Genomic DNA, 16,395 nt, shown 5'->3' with positions numbered 1-16,395 from the left:
GATTGCCACTACGTCACCATCGTGGTGCACGGTGGCAGATCGTGTTTCCGCCGCCCGCCTACCGTCCCGCCTCGATAAACGTAACCTTGTTGATCTCTTTCAGCGTTGTAATCCCATCTCTTACTCTCTCCAGCGCCGAATCCCGCAGAAAAGCCATCCCCTTTTGCTTGGCCTTCTTACGAATCTCGCTTCCCGGCTTCTTCGCCAGCAGCATCTCGCGAATCTCGTCGTCCAGCTCCAGCAGCTCATGGATCGCCGACCGTCCGCGATACCCCGTCCCGCCGCACTCAATACATCCAGGCCCTTCGCGGAAGTTGAACCCGCGCCACTCGTGCAGATCCAGTCCGCTTGCCAACAGCTCGGCGTCGCTGTAGTGCACATCTCTCACGCAAAATTCACAAACCTGCCGCACCAGCCGCTGCGCCAGAATGCAGTTCAGCGCCGAAACAAAGTTATAAGGTTCAACGCCCATGTTCAAAAACCGGCCCAGCACGTCGACCACGTTATTCGCGTGCACCGTCGTAAACACAAGGTGCCCCGTCAACGCCGAGTTGATGGCAATCTGCGCCGTCTCGGCATCGCGGATCTCTCCGACCAGGATCTTGTCCGGATCATGCCGCAGAATCGACCGCAGCCCTCGCGCAAATGTCAAACCCTTCTTCTCATTCACCGGAATCTGCGTGATCCCGCGAATCTGATACTCGACCGGGTCTTCAATCGTGATGATTTTATCTTCTTCGGATTTGATCTCGTTCAACGCAGCGTAAAGAGTCGTCGTCTTACCCGAACCCGTCGGCCCCGTCACCAGCACCATGCCATACGGCTCTTTGATATACCGCCGAAACCGTTCCAGATCGTTGGCCGCAAACCCCACGACATCCAGCGACAGCGACTTAAACTTTTCCGACATCGACTCTTTATCGAGCACACGCAGCACAGCATTCTCGCCATGCACGGTCGGCATAATCGACACACGGAAGTCGATCAGTCTGCCCTTGTACCGAACACGGAAACGTCCATCCTGCGGCACGCGCCGCTCCGCAATATCCAGCTCGCTCATGACCTTGATACGCGACAGAATCGTCTGATGATGCTCTCGCGCAATCGGAGCCATCGCCTGCTGCAGCACGCCGTCGATGCGGTACTTCACCAGCAGAGAATCATCGAACGTCTCGAGGTGAATATCCGAGGCGCGCCGCTCCAACGCCGTAAAGATCGTCGTATCAACCAGCCGGATAATCGGCGAGATATCGTCTTCGCTCGTCAGCCGCTCGATCGAGATATTCGAATCCTGGTTGTCCTCTCCAGACAACACATCGAACGCCAAACCTTCACTGGCCTCATCGAGCACGCGCTGGCTCTGCTCGGTCTTCTTCAACAGTTCGGTAATCTGGCTCAGTGTCGCCACCCGCGTCACCAGCCGTTGTCCCAGCAACCCCGAAATCTCGTCCAGCACCATCAGCTTGGAAGGATCGGACACCGCAATCGCGAGCTTGCCCTCCATCTGCTCCAGCGGCACGAAGTTGTACCGGAACATCATGTCCACCGGCACGCTCTTAAACAGCTCATGCGAGATCTTGAAATTCTTCAGGTCCACGAAATCGGCACGATAGCGTCGCGCCAGCAACTGCGCGCGCTCCACCTCGCCCATCCCTGCTTCATTAATCGGTATTGCCAACGGTGCCACTGCCATAGTCGTAAGACTCCCCTTATAACCAACCGTCACTCACACCTTCGCGTCATTCACGGTGTGTTCAAACGATCTCTTTTGTGCGCGAACACGGCCACGAGAAAAGCCAGAATCCGCCGAAGACGAAACTTCCGTCCATCTTCTATTATTCAGCAGAATCGCTTCTTATGGTATCCTCCGCCCAACTACGTTTGGGCTCAGCAACCTACGTCTTTTGGAGGACTACCCCCATGAGCACCTACCTGCCGTCCCTCTCCGCTCTCGCTCCAAAAGCCATTAACTGGTCCATCGCTCTCAGCATCCTGCTCATTCTGGCCGGCCTCTTCGCCATCCTTCTTCCGCCGCTCTCAGGCCTCGCGGTCACACTCATCTTCGCCTGGGCCATGATCGTCAGTGGAATCACGCACTTCGTCTTCGCCTTCAAGACCCACACCACCGGCGGCCAGCTCTGGGAGCTGCTCGTCGGCGCCATCTACCTCTTCACCGGCGTCTATCTCCTGCTGCACCCACTCGATGCCCTCATCGTCCTGACGCTGATCCTCGCCGTTTACCTGATCTTCGAAGGAATCGTGGAGATCATCCAGTCCTTCCAGCTTCGCCCTCGCCATGGCGCAAGCTGGCTCCTTTGACGGCATCATCACGCTGATCCTCGCCATCATGATCTGGCGCTCCTGGCCTGCGAGCACTGTCTGGGTCATCGGAACGCTGGTCGGTATCAGCATGATCTTCAGCGGTTTCTCCCGCCTCATGCTCTCGCTCGCCGCAAAGCGCGTTCTCAATCGGAGTCTCTAAAGACGGAGTCCTGCCGGACGGGCTCCTGCGCGGGAGGCGGTCACTTCGTGACGCGTATACCGGTCTGGGCAGGGCCGGCAGCATGGGCCTCCCGTTGGTCGGCGTCATATCCTTACGACCAACGGGAGGACCACGCGAAGCCGTATACAAGTCACGAAGTGACCGCCGCACGCGCAGTGCGCTTTTGTATCTTCTAAGGCTGATCCGTATTCAAAGAAGCAATCAACGCATCCGCCTGCGCGATCGACGCATCCAGGCTCACCATCAGCACATCCACATCCGTCGACATCTGCGCCGAGGTCCCCTTCAACGACCCAATCGCCCGCGCATTCAGATTGTGCTTCAAAAACGTAACCTGATCCCGAAACGCCGTAATCACCGGCGTCATCCGCGCCTCGGTCTGCCGCATCGACTTGATGTATCCCGCCTCATTCAGCCGCGACTGCCGCAGCATCACCGCCGACTGCGCCTTCAGCTTCTTGTTCTCCATCCCATCGATCTCCTTCTGCCACTCCTTGAAGAGATCTCCCGAAACCTGATCGATCGAGTCGATGCGGTTATGCAACTTCTGCGCACTGTCCGCAGCTTTTTCATACTCCCCATTCAGCTTCTTATAATTCTTCTCCAGCGACCCACCCTGAAAACCCGTCAGCTCCTGAAACGACTCCATCGTCGTCTTGATCTGCTCCTTCGCCTGCTGCTGATCCTTCTTCGAATCCTTCACCCGCGACACCAGAATGTCCCGCTTCTCCTTGCCAAACGTCTTCATCGCCTTGTAGTACGAGCTGGTACACCCAACCAGCAATATCAGCGGAGCCACCACCGCGACGCATCGCAAAACCCAACGCCGAGAGATCACATTCAATTCCTTCACCCCGCCAAAGCTTGACGAATTGTAACCTCTCCCCCGAAATCCCCGGCTTGAATGCGCCCTACCCCGCAACAGGAAGTCACTCTCCCCTAGAACGCAACCAAAGCTCGATCGCGATCGTGTTGATCGAAAAGCCGATCCAGAACGCAACGCCGAAGAACTGCGCCGGCTCAAGATGCGTCAAACGGCTCGTCGCGAAGAAGACGCCCATCACCGGCCGCGTAGTCGCAATACCAAGAAGAATCGCAACGGCCCGCATCATCCACCGCATCTTTTCGACCGCATCACCCCGCCGCGCAGCCATAAAGGCCCGCAGCAGCGAAAACAAGAAGAGGCTGTTGAACAACAGAACAGCCGACCGCTCTACCCACCCACCAACCGGATGTGTGCTCATGGCGTAAGCAGTGAGTCCCACCCAAGCCCCCAAAGGAAAGAACAGCCGTTCCGCCCACGCCCCACCAGCGCGCTGCAACAGCACAAACGGACTCAGCAAAACAAACGCCATCGCCGGAAGAATGTGCGCGAGCGTCAAAGCAGCATGCGATGCAAACACCACATCTAGCGCCGCCGTGGGCGACGATCCACCCTGAGCAGGATGAGCAAGCACCGAGACTCGACGCAACACCACCGCCACCGCGATCACCACGCAGAACCAGAATCCCACCTTCAGCCAGCGAGGATACCCAAACCCCCGAGACAGAGAAGGAACACCGCGAGCAGCACCCCCTCGCATCTCGACCACCCGTGCCGGAGCCTTCGCATCCATAAACCCTCCCTGCGGCGAGGCCAAGCCGCACTCCGCTCAGACCTGCGAAAGGGTACGCAACGAACAATCCCGCCGTTCCCTACTGTCCCCCGGAACCGCCCGCGCTCAGGCTGAAGATAGGCAGATACAGCGCAATCAGAATCGTCGTCACCACCAGCCCCATCATGATCAGGATCAGAGGCTCGATCAGACTCATCGCGGCGGTAAGATTCGTCTGCACGTCCTCTTCAAAGAACTCCGCCACCGAATTCAGCATCTGCGGCAGCGCGCCGGTCGACTCGCCCACCTCGATCATCTCGATCGCCAGCTCTGGAAAAACCTTCGTCGCCTGCAGACTGACCGACAAGCCCTTCCCCTCGCGAACCGTCTCCACCGACTTATAAACCGCGCTCGCAATCTCCCGCGAATCGATCGACTTCGCCGCCGTCTCCAACGAGGGCACCAGGGGCAAACCACCCGTCAACAGTGTCGAAAGTGTCCGCGAAAACAATCCCACCTGATACTTCAACCACACACTGCCAAACACCGGCAGCTTGATCCGAATCTTGTCGATCAGTCTCGCGCCCGCATCCGTCTTCGACCAGCGATACAGCAAAAACCCAACCACACCCACCACCACAGCTACATAGATTCCGTAAGACTGCGCCTCACGCCCCAAATCCAACAAAAACGTAGTTAACGCCGGCAGCTTCGTCCCCAGCTGGTCATAGAGCTGCGCAAACCGCGGCACCACAAACGTGATCAGGAAGATAAACAACCCGATCACCATCACCACCAGCAGCGCCGGATAGATCAAGCTCGCCTTCAGCTTCTTCCGAAACGTCAGCGACACCCGTTGAAAGTCCAGAAACCTCTGCAGCACCTCTTCCAGATTTCCCGACCGCTCTCCCGCCAGCAGCGTCGTCGTATACACAATCGGAAATCCGCCCTGCGCCTCGAACGCCTGCGAGATCGACTCTCCCGTCTTCACCCGCGACGCCACGTCCTCCAACTGCGCGCGAAAGTGAGGAATCTTCTGCCGCTTACCCAGCAGTTCCAGCGACCCAAGAATCGGCAGCCCCGCCTTGATCAGCGTCAAAAACTGTTGATTGAAGACCAGAAACGTCTCCAGCTTCACCTTCTTCTTGCTCGCCCCCAGAGCACTCTTCGCCTTCACCGAATAGACGTAATACCCCGCCTGCGTAAACCGCGCCTTCAGCTCCTCAGCCGTAGCGGCCGCATGGCTCTGCTCCATCACCCGTCCACGCTCATCCGCCAGCTTGATCACAAACTCAGTCATAAACCCTACGGCACCCGTCTCCGCTCAAAGCTACTCGTCCATCTTAGACGTTCCCACAACCAAAACGCGTGCCAGAATGGCACACCGTCTCCATCCCCCAAACAGGTCATAAATTCATAGCGACGGGGCAACCGCCCTCTTGTATGATCCGGTGTGACATTCCGGGTCACCTCCAGTGAGATTCGCAGGTAGCATGACTCCCGCTAAAAGCACGGTACGAGATTCACAAACCTCTTCCCGCTGAGCATCTTTGAAGGACATGCCACAATGACTGCCACCTCTTGGTTCAAAACCCCTCCGGAGCCCGATCGCTCCTCGCCTTCCTGATCGCCCCATTCCTCACCCTCCCTGCCGTCGCTCAGACTCAACCGCCCATCTATCCTCTGCCCATCATCTCGCCTACGACCCTCGTGTCGGCAGGCGTGATAGGCGACTTCGACGGCAACGGTCTGCCGGACCAGGCTTACCTCTCTACCGCGGGAGCTCCGTACTACCAAAATAATGGGGTCACAGTCGTCCTTAACGAAGGTCCAAACAATCCGACGGTCTCTGTCGTCACCAACGGCCTAAGTTGCACCCCGCAGTATCTCGTCGCCGCGGACATGAACAAGGACTCCAAGCTCGACGTCGTTCTCACCTGCCAGGAAGGCTACGTCGTCGTGCTCTTCGGGAATGGGGACGGCACCTTTCAGACTCCGTCGTACTATGCGGTTGCGAACGTCTTCACGATCGCTCCACCGGTTGACCTCAACGGAGACGGGTACCCCGATATTGCTGTGACTGTCTCTACTGATCCCCCGAATTCGGGTGTCCTCGCATCAGTCGCGGTCCTGCTCAATAAGGGTAGCGGCGCACCCGGAACTCTCTCACCGTTCACCAACTACCCGCAAAAACAGACAGAATCTCGATTCGCGATTAATGTTGGAGACTTCAACGGCGACGGGAAACAGGACATCATTGCAGGCAACCCTGCCCAGGTCTTCTATGGCAACGGCGACGGTACGCTGCAACCGCCGGTTCTAACCACTGCAACCTCTGGCTATGTTACAGGCGACTTCAACAGCGATGGGAAGACCGATATTGCCTATATCAATGTGGTCAACGATCCGGTGACTGGGGCGGCTACAGATTCGCTTCAAATCTTGCTAGGAACTTCCAATGGACAATTCACGACAGCTGGGACACTGCCGATCCCAACATCATTTGGCCTTCCGACAATCGTTCCCTTTCAGAACACAGCCACCAGCACCGAGATCAATCTCGCACTGGTCGGATCCAACAGCACGATAATCGATCTCAATGACGGTAAGGGTAATTTCTCCGCAGGGCCAGCCTACGGCGTGACTGGGAGTACTGTAACCACACAGCTTGGCACCGGTGGAAACACGAATCTCCTGTTCACATCCATACAACCTGGGACAATTATCGTTCCCGGCAATGGCGACGGCACCTTTCAGGCGCCACCAGCTACGATCCTGAATGCCGCCATCGGCTCGTGCGTATTTGCCGACCTCAACTCAGATGGTCTTACTGACACGCTATGCATTGACTCTGCTTCTAACCTTGTGGCCGCCCTTGGTCGCGGCAATGGGCGGTTCTCAACCACCAGCCAAAACGCAACCACTGGGCAAAGCATTGTCACAGGAGATTTCAACGGCGATGGAAAGGTTGACTCAATCACCATCTATCCCGGAACGTATATTCACCCCCACGCCGGTCCCAATCAACCAGCGCCTAGCAACGGCCAACTCTTCTTCTACAGCGGGAACAGCGACGGCACATTCCAGCCTCCGGCAACAGGTATAGTTCTACCGGTAACCGCAGTCGATATCCCTTTGGTAGGTGATTTCAACGGCGATAAAATTCTGGATCTGATTATTCCTTTCGGCTGCATCTGCGTCGAGCCAGCACCACCAAGCGGTGTTCTCTTTCTCGCGGGCAAAGGAGACGGCACCTTTGCAGCTCCGGTTTCGCTGTCTCTACCCTTCAGCGCTGTTAGCTTCGCCGCCGACGTTAATAATGATGGAAAGCTCGACATCGTCGGAACGAACACGATCAGCTTAGGAAACGGCGATGGCACATTCCAGCAGCTCCCCCTCGGTATCACTGGAACAATCTTGGCAGTAGCCGACTTGAACGGTGACGGAAAAGCCGATCTTGTAATCAATAACTACACCGCGACTGCAATATACGCTGGCAACGGTGATGGCACATTCCAGGCCACACCTTACTTCACCACTTCTCTTACAGGCTCGGCTTACATCGGCGATGTCAATGGAGACGGTCATGTCGATCTGCTTCTAGCAAGTATCCAGCTTTCCATATTCTTTGGTGATGGCACCGGCAACTTCACGCCCGATCCGAACACTTATCCCAACGCGGGCGCTGTGGGTGCCTTTGCGCGCGTCAACAATCAGGCTCCAAGCCTTCCGAATGACCATACCCTTGACTTCGTATTCAACAGTGGTGGAGGAGTAACCTCGTTCATCAATCAGCTCAATCCCGCTCCCACAACTCCAGCGCCTCTTCCCTCGAAGACCACCCTCACGACCTCCGCAAGTAGCGCAGCGCCCGGCCAACAACTCACCCTCACCGCCACAATCACTGGCGCCACCCCCACCGGTAAAGTTACATTCGCCTCGCCGACCGCAACTCTCGGCACCGAATCTCTAGTCGACGGAGTGGCGACCCTGTCCTTCGCCTTCACTACCATCGGCAGTTACACCGTCACGGCAACCTACGCGGGCGACGTTGCGAACCTCAGCAGCACCTCCGCACCAGTCACAGTCACAGTCGCCGCACCGGACTACACCATCACCGCCTCCCCGTCCTCCGCGATCATCAAGGCCGGACAGTCCGCAACGACCACACTCACCGTTACTCCTGTAGGAGGCTACACGGGCACAGTGAAGTTCTCCTGCGGCACTCTGCCTATCGGAGTGGCTTGTAACTTCTCCCCATCCTCTGTAACCCCTTCCAGCGGAGCAGCGACGTCCACCCTGACCATCACAACAACCGCACCAACAACCGCCCTCCTGCGCGGGCTCTCCGTTCCGCTGCAAGGGATCGCCTGGGCCAGTCTCCTCTTGCTGACCCTGTCCCCACGCCGCATCTTCAGACTCAATCGTCATCTCGCGCGCGCAGGCCTCCTTACACTCCTGTTGGCCGCTGGCCTGCTCTCGTTCTCAGGCTGCAGTTCCTCCTCTCCCTCCAACCCTGTCACCAATCCGGGCACCCCGGCGGGCGTTCAGACCATCACCCTAACCACGGCAGACTCCTCTGGCAATCTTGCACACGCCATCAACTTTCAAGTGACTGTGCAATGACGAGCGGCGCAAAGAAAGTCGTTTTCAAACGTTACTAAGAAGGAAAAATCCCCGTGATCAATAAGATCAATCGGGGATTTTTCCTACTCTACCATAAGAACCTCATCGAGCCTTCAGTCTCCATCCACTCTTCGATAAGACCAACTTCTGCGATGAGGTTGCCGTCTTGACTCAAACATGTTCCCGTCAGGCAGCCGCAATCCCTCCCAGCATCAGCTCCAGCGTCTCGCGCGCATCCTGAACCGCAGTGCGATTCCCCTCCAGCCGGCTGATCATCAACGCTCCCTCCAGCGTCGCAATAATCGTATTCGCAATCCGCCGCGGCTCAACCCCGTCCCGGATCTCCCCCTCCGCGATCCCATCCTCGACAATGCTCGCAAGCCGAGCCTTCCACTCTTTCATCGCCGCGCACACCAGGCTCCGCAGCACCGGATTCCCATCATCCGCATCGATAGCCGTATTCATCAGCGGACACCCCCCGGAAAGACCCCAGGAGTCTCCGCAAACCGCCTCACTGAATACTTCAGCTTCTCCACCGCCCCCGGAATCGCATCCTGCCCCTCCCGCCTCGCCTTCGCCACCCGAGCCCATGCATACCGAAACGCCTCCGCCGCCAGTTCCTCCTTGCTGACGAAGTGCCGGTAAACCCCACCCTTCTCCAATCCAGTAGCGTCCAGCACGTCCTGCATCGAGCACCCGGCAAACCCCTCTGGTTGAAGATCGGAGCCGCCTCCTCGATGATTCTCTGCCGCGTCAACTCACCTTTTCCCATAACTTTACCCTCGCCGCATACCTGCTTCGAAATCCTACAGCAGCAAGAAAACGCATCGTGCGGCACTTCTAACGAATCAGATGCTTAAAGAAACCGTTCAGTCTCTTTTTGAGAGAGGCCTTACAAGCGGTTCGAGAGGAGATCGACACATCCATGGCCACAGCCACCCTCATTGAACCAATCCAAGCCGCCCCGCCAAAGCCTGAAAAAGTTGCTCAAGCCCCCCGCACCCGCCCCGTCATCAATCCCTGGGTCGTCGCGCTCACCGTCACCCTGGCCACCTTCATGGAGTTGCTCGACACCTCCATCGCCAACGTCTCTCTCCCCTACATCGCCGGCGGTCTCGGCCGCTCCTACGACGAGGTCACCTGGATCCTCACCACCTACCTCGTCGCCAACGCCGTCGTCCTGCCCATGTCCGCCTGGCTCTCCCGCGTCTTCGGCCGCAAGACCTACTACATGGCCTGCGTGGCGCTCTTCACCATCACCTCCTTCTTCTGCGGCATTGCCCCCACCCTGGGCATCATGCTCCTCTCGCGCGTCCTTCAAGGCATCGGCGGCGGCGGTCTCGCCCCGGTCGAGCAGGCCATCCTCGTCGACGCCTTCCCTCCCGCCAAACGCGCCTCCGCCTTCGCCCTCTACACCGTAGCCATCGTCACGGCCCCCGCCATAGGCCCCGTCCTCGGCGGCTGGATCACCGACAACTACAACTGGCGCTGGGTCTTCTTCATCAACATCCCCGTCGGCCTGCTCTCCCTCTTCCTCACCAACCGCTTCGTCCATGACCCGCCCGCCTACGCCGAAGAGCGCAAGACCGTCCGCGTCAACGGCAAGCTTCGCGTCGATGGCATCGGCATCGCCCTCGTAGGCCTCGGCTCCGCGGCTCTCGAAGTCCTCCTCGACCGCGGCCAGATCGACGACTGGTTCGGCTCCCCCTTCATCATCTGGATGTTCGTCATTGGCGTCGGCTGCCTCACCGCGGCCGTCCTCTGGGAGCTCCACGTCCCCGACCCCATCATCGACTTCCGCCTGCTCAAGATCCGCAACTTCGCCCTCGCCAACTTCTTCTACTTCGTCTTCGGCTTTGGCCTCTTCGCCTCCACCACCATGATCCCGCAGCTCCTCCAGTCCCTCTACGGCTACCGCGCCATCGACGCCGGCCTTGTCCTCGGACCCGGAGCATTAGTCATCACCTTCCTCGCCCCCGTAGGCGCGCAACTGGTCCAGCGAGGCATCGTCAAACCGCGCATCCTGCTCTTCGGAGCCGTCATGATCGTCGGCATGTCCTTCCTCCACTACAGCCACTTCAACCTCGACACCGACTACAAACACTACGCCCTCGCCCGCGCCCTGCAGGGCCTCGGCTACGGCTTCTTCTTCGTGCCGCTCTCGGTCATCGCCTACTCGCAGCTCAGCCCGGCACAAAACAACAAAGCCTCATCCCTCACCAACTTCTTCCGCAACTGGGGCGGCAGTTTCGGCATCGCCTTCATCACCACCATGTCCGAGCGCCGTCAGAACTTCCACCAGGATCGCGTCGGCTCAACCATCGCCGCCTCGTCAGGCACCCTCCAGCAGAACATCCACCAGACCGCAGCCTACCTGCAATCCCACGGCTTCTCCCCAGCCGACGCCGTCACCGCAGCCTACGGACGCGTCTACGACCAGCTCCACGCCCAGACTCAACTCCTCGCCTTCATGGACTGCTTCCACATCATCGGCATCATCACCCTCATCGCCGCCCCCTTGGTCCTGCTCACCAAGGCCTTCAAACCCAGCGGCAAGTCCGAAGGAGCCCACTAACCCAAACGCAGTCGCAGTTCAAAAAAGCGCTGTGGAAACACTACCCACAAACCGACTCTGTGGTCTACTATCCGCACGATAGCTGTGTGCCGATACCGACCCGGTAAGCGCGGGCCTGAAGCGGAGAATACGTGCACTGGAGAACTCCATGCCGAAGAAGCTGATGAGTCTCATCGCCTTAATAGTCACAGTGGAATTTGTCGTTCCTGGCGCGATCTGGCAGGCGCGAACGCAGGCACAGCCGGCTCCGTATCCCGCCGCGGCTCCTCTCGATCAGTACTTCATTCCCGAGAAAGCTTCCGAAATCGAGCTCGCTCGCAGTGCTGCTCCCGCGTCCATTGCGGACGGAGCAGAGGTACTCGTGCTCGGGCGGGACGGATACACGACCGCAGTAAAGGGCGGAAATGGCTTTGTCTGTCTGGTAGAGCGGTCATGGGCCAAGGCCACTGACGATCCCGAGTTCTGGAACCCCAAAGTTAGAGCCCCTCACTGCTTGAATACGCCAGCCGCAAGGACCTATCTGCCTATTGTCCTCATGAAGACCAAACTGGTGCTGGCAGGAAAGTCAAAGGTGGAAATCGCGCAGACTCTCAAAGCGGCAATGGATAGGAAAGAATTTCCGACGCTGGAACCGAATGCGATGTGCTACATGATGTCGAAGCAGCAGTACCTCAGCGACGGGGACATGCACTGGCATCCGCACATGATGTGGTACGTCCCGGGCGACTCGGCTCAAAGCTGGGGAGCCAATCTGGCTGGCGTGCCCGCGATGGCCGGCAATGTCCCCGAAGACCGGATGACCGTCTTTCTCTTGACGGTTGAGCACTGGTCTGACGGCACTCCCGCTCCGCAGGCTACGCACTGACAGGCGAAATCCACTCACTCAACACACCGCTTCTCATTTCGCGCCGGAAACTTATCCGGCAGCGCGTCCTCATACGCACCAGAGGTCAAAAATAATTGTTGACTATCTACAATACTCTTGTGTAGATAGTCACAGTATGGGTAAGCCAAGCGATCTCGTCCAGGGAACATTAGACCTCCTCATCCTCAAAACCATCGCACTCGAGCCGATGCACGGCTGGGCCATCGCCAAGCGCATCCAGCAGATCTCGAACGAGGTCCTCCAGGTGCAGCAGGGCTCTCTCTATCCCGCTCTCCATCGCCTCGAGCAGCAGGCATGGATACGCGCTAAGTGGAGTGAGACCGAAACCGGCCGACAGGCCAAGTTCTACTCCCTCACCGCCGCCGGACGCACCCAACTGGAGCGCGAGAAGCAAAGCTGGAGCAGGCTCTCCAACGCCATCAACCTGGTGGTCGAGAACGTTTAGCAACGGAGGTACTCGAGATGCGCTGGATCCAACGTCTCCGCATGGCCATGTTGATGCTTTTCCGCCGCAACTCTGAAACAGCTCGTCTCGACCAGGAGATGCAGTTTCACCTCGATCAACAAATCACCGAAAACATAGCCGGCGGAATGGCCCCGGATCAGGCACGCTCCGCCGCCCTGCGCACCTTTGGCAACCCAACCCTTCTCCATGACCAGGCGCGTTCAACCTGGAGTTGGAACTGGCTGGAAAAGTTCGCCCGCGATGTACGATACGGCGCCCGAACCCTCCTCCGCTCTCCCGGATTCGCCATCGTCGCCGTCCTCGTCATGGCCCTCGGCATCGGCGCCACCACCTCGCTCTTCACCATCGTCCGTGCCGTCCTGCTTAAGCCGCTTCCCTTCCACGATCCCAATAGCCTCGTCATGGTCTACGAGCACTTTCAAACCAACGAAATCGGGGATGGATTCAACGTCGTCGCACCGGCCGACTTCCGCGACTGGCGCGCACACACCAACGGCTATCAGGACATGGCCGCATGGCGCGAATATGGCTTCAATCTCGCCGGCGAACACGCCGAACTTCCCGAGGTGGTTCAGGCCGCCGGAGGTTCCTGGAATCTCTTTCCCCTCCTCGGTATTCAGATGGCCCTCGGCCGCTCTTTTACACCCGAAGAAGATCAGGTCGGTGCCAACCACGTCGTTCTCCTCACCTGGAACCTCTTTCAAAGGCGCTTTGCCGGAGACGCCTCCATCGTAGGCAAGCAGATCCGTCTCGATAGCAATCCCTACACGGTCATCGGTGTCCTCCCCGCCTGGTTTACCTATCCCGATGCACGGACGCAGGTCTGGGTGCCCTACGCCCAGACCTTCACGGCACGCCAATACGACGCGCACGACAATCATCAAAGCCTAGTGATCGCCAGGCTCAAGCCCGGAGTCACCGCGGCATCGGCAATCGAACAAGTCAGCGCCCTGCAGTACCAACTGCATCTGGCGAACGCATCAAAGCCCGTGGCGGAAGGGGCCGTCTTTCGACCCATGATCGACGACGTGGTCCAGGACATAAAGACTCCACTCACCGTCCTCTTTTGCGCTGTCGGCTGCATGTTGCTCATCGCCTGCCTCAACGTCTCCAACCTCTTCGTCGCACGCAGCGCGGCCCGACGCAAAGAGATCGCCGTGCGTGGCGCGCTCGGTGGCACCCGTCTCACCCTCATCCGCGAGCAGATGACCGAAAGCCTGTTGATCTGCACCGCCGGGGGTGTACTCGGACTGGCAATCTCTGCGCTTACAACCCGCTGGCTCGCAACGCATTGGAAGGCCCTGCCCCGCGCGGAGGTCGTCCAGATAGACACCACCGTCCTCGCCTTCTCCATGGGTCTCGTTCTGTTGACGGCGCTGTTGGCAGGTCTGCTGCCCGCCATCTCAGCGACGGGAAAGATGGCCTTCGGGATCCTTCAGGAGTCCTCGCGATCCATCGGGGGCAGCACCTCACGCGCAACCATACGTAAAACTCTGCTCGCCGTCGAGATCGCGCTCACCGTCATCCTGCTCTTCTCCGCCGGCCTCCTCTTCAAAAGCTTCATGCATCTCAGAACCACCGATCTTGGCTGTGTCACCGATCGTGTCCTCACCATCAAGTACGGCCTGCCCGAGAATCAGTACAACACCAGAGAAAAGGTCATAGCCTTCCATGAGTCTCTGCTCGAACGAGTGCGCCGGCTACCTGGAGTCACCTCTGCAGCCCTCGTCTCCACTCCTCCCGGCGGCGGCTACGAAGGCGACGACGTCTTCACCATCCCCGAGCACCCGCCCGCCGCCTCCGTCCTGCAGGACGACGCCATCTATCGTTCCGCCGATCCCGAATACTTCAAAGTCATGCAGATTCCCCTACTGCGTGGCCGGGTCTTCACCAATCAAGAGCGTCTCACCCGTGACCACTACATGGTCATCAGTAAAAAACTCGCCGACCAATTCTTCTCCGGCGATAACCCCATCGGCCGGCACATCAGGGTCAGCTGGGACGCGCCAGAGGTGGAAAACTACGAGATCATCGGCGTAGTCGGCGACACCGTCTACGACGTCGCCCAGCCCATAAAGCCCACCATGTACTTTCCTATCTTGTCCGGCCTTCCCAACCAGGTCAGCAGCGCCACCATCATGGTGCGCACCGTCGGAGACCCGCTCCTGCTCTCTGTTCCCGTGCAGAAACAAGTGGCCGCGCTCGATCCTTCGCTTCCCGTCTATGACGTCCTCACCATGCAGCAGATCCTCGGCAAGACCACTGCCAGCCAAAGCTTCAGCGCCACCCTCACGCTCGCCTTCGCCCTGCTCTCGCTGCTTCTGGCCGCCATCGGACTCTATGGCGTCCTCTCCTACCTCATCGCGCAGCGCATCACCGAGATCGGGATCCGCATCGCACTCGGCGCCCAACGCTCCCAGGTCCTGCGCCTCGTCCTGCTCGATGGCCTGCGTCCCGTCTTCCTCGGTCTGCTCATAGGCCTCGCAGGCGGCGCGGTAGTCGGAACGCTCATCCGGTCGATTCTCTTCGGAACCAGCCCCTACGATCCCGTGGTCTTCGCCGCCATGATCGGCAGCCTTCTGCTGACCGCAGTCGCCGCCTGCGCCATCCCCGCCATCCGTGCTCTGAAGATCGACCCCATGCAAGCCCTGAGGACCGAGTAAGCGGTTAACTACTTCGCCGTAAGTCCCAACTTCGGAGCAGTTGAAAAAGATACATCCACGGGAACTGCATTCGGCACATCGCGGAGACTACGTTGGACTGCCGAAGACCATCTCTATGGCGCTTGGTCTTATCCGGCAGCCCGTTCTACCAGCCCCTTCAAAACTGTCTCCAACTCAACCTTGCCCTTCCGCACCTCCGCGGGTCTCTCAAATCCAATCCAGCCTTCATTGAATCCATCGAGCATCCGCATCCACGGCGTCGGATTCTTCATCCCCTGCGAACGAGACAGCGCCTCCCACTCCTCACGCGGAACAATCTTCACCGCAATCGGACGCCCCAGCACATTGGCAAATCCAGCAGCCAGATCATTCGGAGATACAGGTCGCGGCCCCGTCAACTCGACCACGCGATGCCCGGTCCATGTCTCCTGCAACAACTCAGCGCCAAGCTGCCCGATATCCGCTGTCGCGATAAACGGAAACCCCTTATCAGCCGGAGCCAGGAAGCTATAAACTACGCCCTTATTCCGAGCAGACGCGACGTTATGCGCTGAGTTCTCCATAAACCAACCCGGCCGCAGAATCGTAATCGGCAGGGATACCTCTCCCAGCATCCTCTCGAGAATCGTATGCAGTGACAGCAGATTCTGTTCAGTCGCCTGTGCTCCAATCGTCGAAAGATGCACCACCTGCTTCGGACGCGCAGACTGTAACGCCTCCGTCAAAACCTTCGACATCGCGATATGCTCCGCGAAACCGGGCGTCGGATCGTATATCGGCGGCAGCATCGTAAACACGCCATCAACTCCCTGAAACGCTGCAGTCAGTGACTCCACATCATTCAGATCTGCAACCGCGATCTCGCATCCCAGCCGCGCCCACTCCTCACCCTTCTTCGCATCGCGCACTATCGCACGCACAGACTTCTTCGCAGCCAGCAGAGTTCTTGCCATCTCGCCGCCGACATTACCCGTTACTCCCATCACTGCAAACATGGTCAATCTCCTTGAGGAATCAAAATCAGATCCGCATATAGGATGGGAAAATCGAAATGACTATTCATACATAAACAGAACTACAA

The 16,395-nt window shown here is 58.5% G+C and carries 14 protein-coding genes; 7 read left to right on the top strand and 7 right to left on the bottom strand.

The genetic code is table 11. From position 1 onward, the window contains the following. Positions 1–58: 58 nt before the first annotated feature. Positions 59–1,693, bottom strand: a complete 1,635-nt coding sequence (locus RBB80_RS16255; RefSeq protein WP_433969393.1) for a GspE/PulE family protein — start codon at positions 1,691–1,693, stop codon at positions 59–61. Between the two features lie 227 nt (positions 1,694–1,920). On the opposite strand from RBB80_RS16255, the gene RBB80_RS16250 reads away from it, so the two are divergent. Together RBB80_RS16250 and RBB80_RS16245 are read left to right on the top strand one after the other, a co-directional pair. Beyond that, complete coding sequence (locus tag RBB80_RS16250) at positions 1,921–2,319, top strand: HdeD family acid-resistance protein (RefSeq protein ID WP_433969392.1); 399 nt, start codon at positions 1,921–1,923, stop codon at positions 2,317–2,319. Further along, positions 2,297–2,482, top strand: a complete 186-nt coding sequence (locus RBB80_RS16245) for a hypothetical protein (protein ID WP_433969390.1) — start codon at positions 2,297–2,299, stop codon at positions 2,480–2,482. Before RBB80_RS16250 ends, RBB80_RS16245 begins: the two co-directional genes overlap by 23 nt. 193 nt (positions 2,483–2,675) lie before the next feature. On the opposite strand, the gene RBB80_RS16240 is transcribed toward RBB80_RS16245, so the two are convergent. The 3 genes from RBB80_RS16240 to RBB80_RS16230 all read right to left on the bottom strand — a co-directional run bounded on the left by RBB80_RS16240 (position 2,676) and on the right by RBB80_RS16230 (position 5,398). Then, positions 2,676–3,341 carry a DUF2959 family protein gene (locus tag RBB80_RS16240; protein ID WP_433969388.1) on the bottom strand — a complete coding sequence of 222 codons (666 nt, stop codon included), beginning with the start codon at positions 3,339–3,341 and terminating at the stop codon, positions 2,676–2,678. 91 nt (positions 3,342–3,432) lie between these two features. Beyond that, positions 3,433–4,143, bottom strand: a complete 711-nt coding sequence (locus RBB80_RS16235; RefSeq protein ID WP_433969386.1) for a DUF2306 domain-containing protein — start codon at positions 4,141–4,143, stop codon at positions 3,433–3,435. 55 nt (positions 4,144–4,198) lie between these two features. Next, entirely contained in the window at positions 4,199–5,398 is a 1,200-nt protein-coding gene (locus RBB80_RS16230) for a type II secretion system F family protein (protein WP_433969384.1), read from the bottom strand. Between the two features lie 281 nt (positions 5,399–5,679). Here RBB80_RS16230 and RBB80_RS16225 point away from each other — a divergent pair, with 281 nt between their 5' ends. Then, positions 5,680–8,724 (top strand): FG-GAP-like repeat-containing protein, encoded by a 3,045-nt coding sequence (locus RBB80_RS16225; protein WP_433969382.1) that lies wholly within the window; start codon positions 5,680–5,682, stop codon positions 8,722–8,724. A gap of 186 nt (positions 8,725–8,910) precedes the next feature. Here RBB80_RS16225 and RBB80_RS16220 read toward each other — a convergent pair whose 3' ends face one another. Both RBB80_RS16220 and RBB80_RS16215 read right to left on the bottom strand, forming a co-directional pair. After that, positions 8,911–9,189, bottom strand: a complete 279-nt coding sequence (locus RBB80_RS16220) for a TetR family transcriptional regulator C-terminal domain-containing protein (RefSeq protein ID WP_433969381.1) — start codon at positions 9,187–9,189, stop codon at positions 8,911–8,913. Continuing rightward, entirely contained in the window at positions 9,189–9,413 is a 225-nt protein-coding gene (locus tag RBB80_RS16215) for a TetR/AcrR family transcriptional regulator (protein ID WP_433969379.1), read from the bottom strand. Before RBB80_RS16215 ends, RBB80_RS16220 begins: the two co-directional genes overlap by 1 nt. Before the next feature lie 236 nt (positions 9,414–9,649). On the opposite strand from RBB80_RS16215, the gene RBB80_RS16210 reads away from it, so the two are divergent. From RBB80_RS16210 to RBB80_RS16195, 4 genes are all read left to right on the top strand, one after another. Further along, positions 9,650–11,299: a DHA2 family efflux MFS transporter permease subunit gene (locus tag RBB80_RS16210; protein ID WP_433969377.1), complete on the top strand. Its 1,650-nt coding sequence runs from the start codon at positions 9,650–9,652 to the stop codon at positions 11,297–11,299. 148 nt (positions 11,300–11,447) lie between these two features. Continuing rightward, a complete protein-coding gene (locus tag RBB80_RS16205) occupies positions 11,448–12,164 on the top strand; it encodes a hypothetical protein (RefSeq protein WP_433969376.1) in 717 nt (238 codons plus the stop codon). A gap of 136 nt (positions 12,165–12,300) precedes the next feature. Beyond that, a complete protein-coding gene (locus RBB80_RS16200) occupies positions 12,301–12,630 on the top strand; it encodes a PadR family transcriptional regulator (RefSeq protein WP_433969374.1) in 330 nt (109 codons plus the stop codon). A gap of 17 nt (positions 12,631–12,647) precedes the next feature. Then, positions 12,648–15,314 carry an ADOP family duplicated permease gene (locus tag RBB80_RS16195; protein ID WP_433969372.1) on the top strand — a complete coding sequence of 889 codons (2,667 nt, stop codon included), beginning with the start codon at positions 12,648–12,650 and terminating at the stop codon, positions 15,312–15,314. 128 nt (positions 15,315–15,442) lie between these two features. On the opposite strand, the gene RBB80_RS16190 is transcribed toward RBB80_RS16195, so the two are convergent. Beyond that, complete coding sequence (locus RBB80_RS16190; RefSeq protein WP_433969371.1) at positions 15,443–16,309, bottom strand: NmrA family NAD(P)-binding protein; 867 nt, start codon at positions 16,307–16,309, stop codon at positions 15,443–15,445. Between the last annotated feature and the right edge of the window lie 86 nt (positions 16,310–16,395).

Source organism: Tunturiibacter gelidiferens, assembly GCF_051013345.1.
In the GTDB taxonomy this organism is placed as follows: domain Bacteria; phylum Acidobacteriota; class Terriglobia; order Terriglobales; family Acidobacteriaceae; genus Edaphobacter; species Edaphobacter gelidiferens_A.
Note: the sequence above shows the minus strand (reverse complement) of the source record. Positions and strands in the feature narration are given on the sequence as shown.